Genomic DNA, 8,444 nt, shown 5'->3' on the forward strand with positions numbered 1-8,444 from the left:
GGGTGGAGCCGGGGGCGGCCGGGCGTCGCGCATCTGGTCGCCTTCTGGGAGAGCCGGGCATTCTACGACTCCTTCATGGCGCGTTCGCACGACCGGCTGGCGGCAGCCCAGGTCGGTACGTACAAGGACGCACAGGTGCGCCTGTTTGAGCACGAGTTCGACGTGAAGGTGGGCTTCCGCCCGTCGTTCGGTGATGTGGACGTGCTGCGGCTGGCGCACAGCCAGGTGTACCAGGACCGGGTGGACCACTTCATGCTCATGCAGGAGAAGGTCTGGAACCCGGCGATGGCGGGTTCGCCGGGAATGTTGCGGGGGATGGTGGGGCGGGCGCCGGGCGAGGAGTTCCTGGTGCTGTCGATGTGGCAGTCGGCTGCCGAGCGGGGCAAGTACCGGCCCGAGCGGGTGGAGCGGTTGGCGCTGCGGGCTCAGATAGCCGCGGACGTCCGGGCCATCGCGGGGGACGTGGTCCAGCTCGAACCGTCATGGACGGTATGACGGGCGCCGCGTCCAGGCGCCCGTGCCGTGGGGGGAGTCTGCGGCGCTGTCGAGGGTGAACGCCCCGGCCCGGGCGGCCGCCAGGGTGGCCGCCGCGGCCTGGTCCGCGTGCGCGGCCTCGACCGGTTCCCGGGTGATGAACAGGCGGAAGAAGAGCGGTGCGGAGACCGAGCGGACCAGCGCACCGGCATCGATCGCGCCGCTCACGGCGGTGTCGGCGGTGTCGGCGGTGTCGGCGGCGGTGTGTGCCCGGGTACGCGCCGGGAGGCCCGCTACGGCTTCCTGGGGCGCAGGCAATTCCCCGCGCAGGACGGCACGTTCGACGAGGACCTCACAGCGCGCGAACCGCTCGGTGTAGTAGCCGCGCAGCGCCGCGGCCGCCCGCTCCGACCGGAAGCCGGCAGCGATCATCGCGGAGCCCGATGCGGCCACCGCGGGATCGGCGAAGGAGGCGACGACCTCGCGGGCCAGGGCGCGCAGATCACCCTCCAGGGACCCGGTGTCGGGCGGGGTCCAGTCGTCCTCGCCCGCGAGGTCCAGAGCGTCCGCCACCAGGCCCTCGAGGTCCTTCCAGCGGCGATAGAGCGTCGTTTTGTGCACGCCCGAGTGCTCGGCGACGTATTCGACGGTCAAGCCGGGATAGCCGTGCTCGGTGAGCCCGGCCAGTACGGCGTCGCGGACGGCCGCGCGGGTGCGGGCGGTGCGGCCGCCGGGGCGCCGGGTGCCGGGGGCCGGCGCGGAGCCGTCGGTCGTGCGCCGGTCGCTGCTGGCTTCGTCCTCAGTCAATTGCAATCCTTGTTGCGTTAGTGGCCGGACCGTGTCATCCTCATCGTAATGCAACGCGTGTTGCGTTTGATTGGGGGATCGATGCCTGTGCGGGTCTCATGGCACGCCAGCATCACGTCCTGCGGTGACCGGCGGCTGAACGACGGCGGATCGCTGTCGAGACGCCCTGCCGAACGCAACGGGGTCGTGAGGGGATCGTGCCCGACGGTCCCGGGCAGGAGTGCGGCCGTACCTCACCTCAGGCAGTTCAGGCACCTCAGGCAGGCCGGGAACGGACCAGTCAGGCCAGGAACGGACCGTGGCCACACAGGCAGGACGAGTGCTGTGCTGCAAGGTCCGGACCGCGGGCCAGGGGGCGTGCGGCGTGTACAGAGCGGGAGATTTAGGCTGGCGGCATGGCTCGGCCCCGACGCATCGTTCTCATCCGCCACGGAGAGTCGGAGGGGAACGTCGATGACACCGTCTACGAGCGGGAACCCGATCATGCGCTCTCGCTCACCCCGGCCGGGCTGCGACAGGCGGAGGCGGCCGGCGGCCCGCTGCGCGAGATGTTCGGTGACCAGCGGGTATCCGCCTACGTCTCGCCCTACCGTCGCACCCACCAGACCTTCCGGGCGCTCGGCCTCGATCCCGGCAGGGTCCGGGTCCGCGAGGAGCCCCGACTACGCGAGCAGGACTGGGGGAACTGGCAGGACCGCGACGACGTACGACGGCAGAAGGCCTACCGCGACGCCTACGGACACTTCTTCTACCGGTTCGCCCAGGGTGAGTCCGGAGCGGACGTCTACGACCGCGTCGGGGCGTTCCTGGAGAGCCTGTGGCGCAGCTTCGAGGCCCCGGATCACCCGCCGAACGTCCTGATCGTCACGCACGGGCTCACCATGCGGCTGTTCTGTATGCGCTGGTTCCACTGGACGGTGGCCGATTTCGAGTCGCTGTCCAATCCGGGCAATGCGGAACGGCGCACCCTGCTGCTCGGCGGGAACGGCCGCTACACCCTCGACCGGCCCTTCGCGCGCTGGTGTAAACCGGAGCCTTATGGAGCCACCGGTTAGAGTGCACACCGATGACCCTCGATCACCGTGACGCAGACCGCCGGGCGCGGGCTCTGGCCAGCCTGCGCGGCCTGTCCGTGGGTGACGCCCTCGGATCCCAGTTCTTCGTCCCCGCCCACTACCCCTCCCTCAAGCGCCGCGAGCTGCCACCCGCCCCCTGGCAGTGGACCGACGACACGGAGATGGCGTGCTCCGTCCTGGCCGAGCTCACGACCCATGGGCGGATCGACCAGGACTCCCTCGCCCGCTCCTTCGCCGACCACCACGACTTCGACCGTGGCTATGGTCCGGCCGTCAACCGCATGCTGCGGCTGATCCGCGAGGGCGGCGACTGGCGTGAGCTGGCGTCCGGACTCTTCAACGGCCAGGGCTCGTGGGGCAACGGAGCCGCCATGCGCATCGCTCCCCTCGGCGCCTGGTACGCCGACGACCCCGAGCAGGCCACCCACCAGGCCGAGATCTCCGCCTACACCACCCATCAGCACCGCGAGGCCGTTGTCGGTGCCATGGCCGTCGCCGCCGCGGCCGCCCTGGTGGCCGACCCGACCCGCGACCTCGGCCCCGAGCAGCTGCTGGACGGCGTACTGGAGCTGATCCCGCGCAGCGCCGTACAGGCCGGTCTGCGCCGGGCACGCGACATGCTCGACTACGCCGACTCCGGCACCGTCGCCGCCGTGCTGGGCTGCGGGCGGCGTACCAGTGCCCACGACACCGTGCCCTTCACCCTCTGGGCCGCCGCCCGGCATCTTGGCAACTATGAGCGGGCATTTTGGGCCACCGCTCATGCGGGCGGCGATGTCGACACCACCTGCGCGATCGTCGGCGGCATCGTGGCCGCCGGTGGTGCGGGCACCCCGCCCGAGGCATGGCTGGCGGGCACCGAACCCCTCCCGTCCTGGGCCCCCGTCCACACCGACTGAGCACTGCCGCGCCGTAGCTCCCCTCGCCCGCCACGGACCGTCCGTCCGTGACTCCTTCCGTCCCCCGGTCCCCTCCAACGGCCGGTGAGAGGCGGCGAATTCGCCGAGGGCGGGGGTGGGAGAGGACGGGAGCGCGACGCGTCGCGCCCTCCGGGGTCGCCGCCGGGTACCCGTTGGTAGGGTGCCGTCCCGGTTCCGCTCGCACCTGCACGGACACCGTTTTCCGCTGGGTGCGGATCCGGTGCGGACGGCTGCGCCGAATAGGCGTAACCTGGCTGGCGCCATGCCGTACGAGCCCCCCACCCATACCGTCGAGCGATCATTGCGCGCCACGACGGGCGCCAAGATCGTTGTAGGTATCGACGAGGTCGGACGCGGAGCGTGGGCCGGTCCGGTCAGCGTCTGCGCAGCCATCACCGGTCTGCGCCGGCCGCCCGACGGACTCACCGATTCCAAGCTGCTGACTCCCAAGCGCCGCACCGAACTGTGCGAGGTGCTCGGCGAGTGGGTCACGTCGTACGCCCTCGGGCACTCCTCGCCGGAGGAGATCGACGAGCTGGGCATGACCGCGGCATTGCGGCTCGCGGCCGTACGCGCCCTGGAGGCGCTGCCGGTCCGGCCGGACGCGGTCATTCTGGACGGCAAGCACGACTACCTGGGTGCGCCATGGCGGGTCCGCACGGTCATCAAGGGTGACCAGTCCTGCATCGCGGTCGCCGCCGCGTCCGTGATCGCCAAGGTGCGGCGCGACGCGATGATGGCCGAACTGGGTCTGGCCTACGCCGACTTCGACTTCGCGGCCAACGCAGGCTACCCCTCGCCGACCCATCGCATCGCCCTGGAGGAGTACGGTCCCACGCCGCACCACCGAGTGTCGTGGTCCTACATGGACGCCCTGCCCCGGTGGCGGCATCTGAAGAAGGTGCGCATCACCCCCGAAGCAGCCGCTCTGGAAGCCGGTGGCCAACTCGGCTTCGATTTCTGAGTGGTACGGACATCAATTCGGTACCCGGTAGCGTGTTCCGCACTTACGTTTGATAGACATCCCTTTATGCCTCTCATCCCCGAGGAGCCTCAGATTCACGAGAGTGTCCCGGGTCCCCGCGCAACTTCGGCCGCCGGCCGTACCGCGCCGACCCCCCGTCCTGTTCCTGGCCCCGGTCCCCGCCCCGCGCCTCCGCGTGGCGCTCCGGCGGCCAGCGTCCGTCCGGGCAAGCCCGGACCTGCTGCCCCGTCGCGTGGGCCTGTCGCCGCTCCGCCGGCGCAGCGCACCAGCTCCCTGCAGCCGCCGGCCGGCAAGACCGGTACCGCCGCGGGAGCGCAGCTCCAGCTGATCCCGGCACCCGCCGCCGGTGCCGTCGACGCTGCCGACGAGGCCGTCGACCTGCTGCTGGACTCCGGGCGTGCGCCGGGCGAAATCCTGGTGCTGACCACCGGCGAAGCCCACCCGTGGGCCGCGCATGAGCTCTCGTTCGGCGAGGCCTCGTACTGGGCCCAACACGACGCCACGGACGATGTGTTCTACGCGGACGCGGCCGCCGAGCGCGCCACCGGCCGGCCCGTTGTGGTCGTCGCCGTCAATGGTGGTTCGGACGAGGTCACCGGGAGGGCGCTGCCGGCGGCCATGGCCCGTGCCGGCGTGCTGCTGATCGTCTGCGGCGACCCGCAGCGGATCACGGCCGTCCTCGGCGCCCACGCCTGAACCTGTCGGTTCGCAACGGCCCGTCGGTCCTGCAGGGCCGACGGGCTCGCATGCGCGTCCGCGCCCACGGTGTGCGGACGCCGCGCGTGCCGACAGGTGAGACGGCTTCCCCGAGAGGCACGGCCGCCGTTCGCGGTGAGCGTGACCCCCGGTAGGGGCGCGGCCGCTCGGTCCGCCTCAGCGCGCCGCCGTGTGCCGGTGTGCTTCCGGGGCGCCGCCCGCGCGCCGTGGAAGCGGCCGGCTCTGCGGGACGACGGCCTTCGCGGCGGTGCGCGACGAATCCGGTCGCGCTGCCGTCGTACGACGTGGCTCCGCACGTCCCGCGTCCGGGCGACGCGGTTCGGGGACCGGCAGGTCCGTGGCGGGGGGCCTGGGGCGGCGCCCGCCACGGCCTTCTCCCAATACCTGCCAGCGGCTCGGGGTCAGCGTGATGTACGCCCCGCAGCGGAGCCCGTGCAGGGTGCAGGCGTCGCGCAGCCCCCACATCCACGCCCCGTCCGTCTCCGTCCAACGGGGCTCGCCCTCACGGCAGTAGAGCAGCACCGCGGTCCGGACCGGGGTACGCAAACGCAGGTCGTGCGGGATGACCCGGCGCAGATGTGCCAGCAGCGCATTGCGGAACTCCCAGCCGTCGGGCGCGGCCGCGAACTCGGTGAACGAGGCGCTGGCCGTCACCCGGTCGTGTGCGTCGAGCACCGCGATGATGGCGGTCGACGGCCCCGGACGATGGCGATCGTGCAGATCGGCGACGAGCTCACGGGGATTGCGCAGCACCGGAATCCCGGCCGAGGCCCATTCGGCGGGCACCAGCATCCGTCCCAGTCGCGCGGCGGAATCGGCGGACACGGGCAACGACACATGCGGGGGCGGAGCGAAGCCGAAGGTCATGTTCCTCCCTTCGTCTAGGCGTCCACGGGTCGGGCGGTGACCGGGCACGGGTGCGCACCATGGCACGGCGCTGCCTGACCATGGACGGCCGGTACGGGGAAGCATTCCAATTCTTGCCGTCGTACACGCATGCGGCAACGAGCAATTCCCGCCGGTGCCCGGAATCTCCCGGAAAGTTGCCGATGTGCTTGTCCGTCGCGGAATCGGCCGGGAACGTACCGCTCCTAGCCCTGTACGGCGAGGACCAGCGGAAACACCCCCTCGGCGCCCGCTCTTCGCAGGAGCCGGGCGGTCACGGCCACTGTCCAGCCGGTGTCGGCGTAGTCGTCCACCAACAGCACCGGGCCACCCGCCGAGGCGAGGGCCTGCGCCAGCTCCGGAGGCACGCTCAGCGAACCGTGCAGCGCCCGCAGCCGCTGAGCGCTGTTGCTGCGCGGAATCCTGCCCTCGACACCGTCGTCCGCCGAGGCCACCGTGCCCAGGAACGGCATCCGGCCGACCGCGGCGATCCGCTCGGCCAGCGACCGGATCAGCTGCGGGCGGCTGCGCGAGGAGAGCGCGACGACGCCCACCGGGCGGGCCGGGGCATCGGCCGCGCCCGAGGCCCAACCACCGGGCCCCTTGGCCCAATCGGCGAGCACGGTGACCACCGCGGCCGACACGTCGTCGGGGACCGGCCCGTCCGGCGCCTGCGGCGCGAGCATCGGCCGCAGGCGGTTGCCCCACCCGATGTCGGAGAGCCGGCCCAGGGCTCGGCCGGTCGCGGACAGCTCGCCCGCAGGAATGCGCCCCTTAAGGTCGACGCCGACGGCCGGCAGCCCCGTAGGCCACATCCGCCGCGGCTCCACCTCCACCCCCGGGCGCCCCAGCTCACCACGCGCCGCGTCCAGCGAAGCGGCCGACACCTCGGTGCTGAAGCGTGCCCCGGCGCAGTTGTCGCAGCGACCGCAGGCCACCGCCGCCTCGTCGTCCAACTGCCGCCGCAGGAACTCCATCCGGCAGCCCGCCGTGGTCGCGTACTCCCGCATGGCCTGCTGCTCGGCCTCGCGCTGACGCGACACCCACGCATAGCGCTCGGCGTCGTACGACCAGGGCCGACCGGTGGACGTCCAGCCACCCTTGACGCGTTGCACGGCGCCGTCCACATCGAGCACCTTGAGCATGATCTCCAGGCGCGAGCGGCGCAGGTCGACCTGCGGTTCCAGGGCGGGCAGCGACACCGGTCGGCCGGCCGCGGCCAAGACGTCCAGGGTCCGCCGCACCTGCTCCTCGGGCGGGAAGGCCAGCGACGCGAAGTACTTCCAGATCGCCTCGTCCTCACGCCCCGGCAGCAGCAGCACCTCGGCATGCTTCACCCCTCGGCCGGCCCGGCCCACCTGCTGGTAGTACGCGATGGGGGACGAAGGCGACCCGAGGTGCACCACGAAGCCCAGATCGGGCTTGTCGAAGCCCATGCCCAGCGCGGACGTCGCCACCAGCGCCTTGACGCGGTTGGCGAGCAGATCGTCCTCGGCCTGCTGGCGGTCGGCGTTCTCCGTCTTACCGGTGTACGACGAGACGGTGTGCCCCCGGTGGCGCAGGAAGGCCGTGACCTCCTCGGCGGCGGCGACCGTGAGGGTGTAGATGATTCCCGAGCCCGGCAGTTCGTGCAGATGGTCCGCGAGCCAGGCGAGCCGGTGCGCGGCGTCCGGCAGCGGAAGCACGCCCAGACTCAGACTCTCCCGGTCCAGCGGCCCGCGCAGCACCAGTGCCTCGGTGGAGCCCTCGCCCGTCCCGAGCTGCTCGGCGACATCGGCGGTCACCCGCGCATTGGCCGTGGCGGTGGTCGCGAGCACCGGCACACCGGGCGGGAGATCGGCGAGCATGGTGCGCAGCCGTCGGTAATCCGGCCGGAAATCATGGCCCCAGTCGGAGATGCAGTGCGCCTCGTCGACCACCAGCAGACCGGTCGCCGCCGCGAGCTTGGGCAGTACCTGATCACGAAAATCGGGGTTGTTGAGCCGCTCGGGGCTCACCAGCAGGACATCCACTTCGCCGGCCGCCACCTCGGCCTGGACGGTGTCCCACTCCTCGGTGTTGGCGGAGTTGATCGTGCGTGCCCGGATCCCGGCCCGCGCGGCGGCCTCGACCTGATTGCGCATCAGCGCAAGGAGCGGGGAGACGATCACGGTCGGCCCGCTGCCGCGCTCGCGCAGCAGCGCCGTCGCGACGAAATAGACCGCGGACTTGCCCCAGCCCGTCCGCTGCACGACCAGCGCCCGGCGGTGGTCGGCAACCAACGCCTCGATCGCCCGCCACTGATCCTCGCGCAGCCTGGCCTCGCCGCCGGGGTCCCCGACGAGTCGGGACAGGACGGCATCGGCGGCGGCACGCAGATCATCGTTGCTCATGCCTCCATGCAACCCGATGCCACTGACAATGCGCGAACCCCCGCCCGGGGCTGTGGACAACTTCGTCGCCCGCGAGTTATCCACAGGGGTCGCGGCGCGGCGGCCTGCCGCGGGATCTTCGAGCCATGAATCCGCACAGCGAACCGAGCAAGCGCCCCACCGACGGCAATTCCGCCGCCACGCCCTCCGCCCCTACGCCGTCGACCCC

General features: G+C 71.9%; 8 protein-coding genes. 5 read left to right on the forward strand and 3 right to left on the reverse strand.

What is annotated here, in order from left to right; genetic code table 11:
• The coding region (locus EST92_RS29540) for a DUF4937 domain-containing protein (RefSeq protein WP_129283764.1) at nt 1–495 on the forward strand (495 nt) is incomplete at its 5' end.
• Here the strand turns inward: EST92_RS29540 and EST92_RS29545 are convergent.
• Nucleotides 481–1,281, reverse strand: a complete 801-nt coding sequence (locus EST92_RS29545; RefSeq protein ID WP_129283765.1) for a TetR/AcrR family transcriptional regulator — start codon at nt 1,279–1,281, stop codon at nt 481–483. The two genes, EST92_RS29540 and EST92_RS29545, sit on opposite strands and share 15 nt — an antisense overlap.
• Before the next feature lie 395 nt (nt 1,282–1,676).
• Between EST92_RS29545 and EST92_RS29550 the strand changes: the two genes are divergently transcribed.
• From EST92_RS29550 to EST92_RS29565, 4 genes are all read left to right on the forward strand, one after another.
• On the forward strand, nt 1,677–2,336 hold the full coding sequence (locus EST92_RS29550) for a histidine phosphatase family protein (RefSeq protein WP_129283766.1): 660 nt from the start codon (nt 1,677–1,679) through the stop codon (nt 2,334–2,336).
• 11 nt (nt 2,337–2,347) lie between these two features.
• Nucleotides 2,348–3,256 (forward strand): ADP-ribosylglycohydrolase family protein, encoded by a 909-nt coding sequence (locus tag EST92_RS29555; protein ID WP_129283767.1) that lies wholly within the window; start codon nt 2,348–2,350, stop codon nt 3,254–3,256.
• Between the two features lie 283 nt (nt 3,257–3,539).
• Nucleotides 3,540–4,241: a ribonuclease HII gene (locus EST92_RS29560; protein WP_129251196.1), complete on the forward strand. Its 702-nt coding sequence runs from the start codon at nt 3,540–3,542 to the stop codon at nt 4,239–4,241.
• A gap of 66 nt (nt 4,242–4,307) precedes the next feature.
• Nucleotides 4,308–4,958, forward strand: a complete 651-nt coding sequence (locus EST92_RS29565) for a hypothetical protein (protein WP_129283768.1) — start codon at nt 4,308–4,310, stop codon at nt 4,956–4,958.
• Between the two features lie 177 nt (nt 4,959–5,135).
• On the opposite strand, the gene EST92_RS29570 is transcribed toward EST92_RS29565, so the two are convergent.
• Both EST92_RS29570 and EST92_RS29575 read right to left on the reverse strand, forming a co-directional pair.
• Entirely contained in the window at nt 5,136–5,846 is a 711-nt protein-coding gene (locus tag EST92_RS29570) for a hypothetical protein (RefSeq protein WP_129283769.1), read from the reverse strand.
• A gap of 224 nt (nt 5,847–6,070) precedes the next feature.
• On the reverse strand, nt 6,071–8,236 hold the full coding sequence (locus EST92_RS29575) for a RecQ family ATP-dependent DNA helicase (protein WP_129283770.1): 2,166 nt from the start codon (nt 8,234–8,236) through the stop codon (nt 6,071–6,073).
• Nucleotides 8,237–8,444: the final 208 nt, after the last annotated feature.

The sequence above is a fragment of the Streptomyces sp. TM32 genome, assembly GCF_004122755.1.
Taxonomy (GTDB): domain Bacteria; phylum Actinomycetota; class Actinomycetes; order Streptomycetales; family Streptomycetaceae; genus Streptomyces; species Streptomyces sioyaensis.

Excerpts from the sequence above, each read along its gene's own strand:
- EST92_RS29550 (WP_129283766.1), top strand. The coding sequence starts at position 1,677 with ATGGCTCGGCCCCGACGCATCGTTCTCATCCGCCACGGAGAGTCGGAG.
- EST92_RS29555 (WP_129283767.1), top strand. The coding sequence starts at position 2,348 with ATGACCCTCGATCACCGTGACGCAGACCGCCGGGCGCGGGCTCTGGCC.
- EST92_RS29560 (WP_129251196.1), top strand. The coding sequence starts at position 3,540 with ATGCCGTACGAGCCCCCCACCCATACCGTCGAGCGATCATTGCGCGCC.
- EST92_RS29565 (WP_129283768.1), top strand. The coding sequence starts at position 4,308 with ATGCCTCTCATCCCCGAGGAGCCTCAGATTCACGAGAGTGTCCCGGGT.
- EST92_RS29570 (WP_129283769.1), bottom strand. The coding sequence starts at position 5,846 with ATGACCTTCGGCTTCGCTCCGCCCCCGCATGTGTCGTTGCCCGTGTCC.
- EST92_RS29575 (WP_129283770.1), bottom strand. The coding sequence starts at position 8,236 with ATGAGCAACGATGATCTGCGTGCCGCCGCCGATGCCGTCCTGTCCCGA.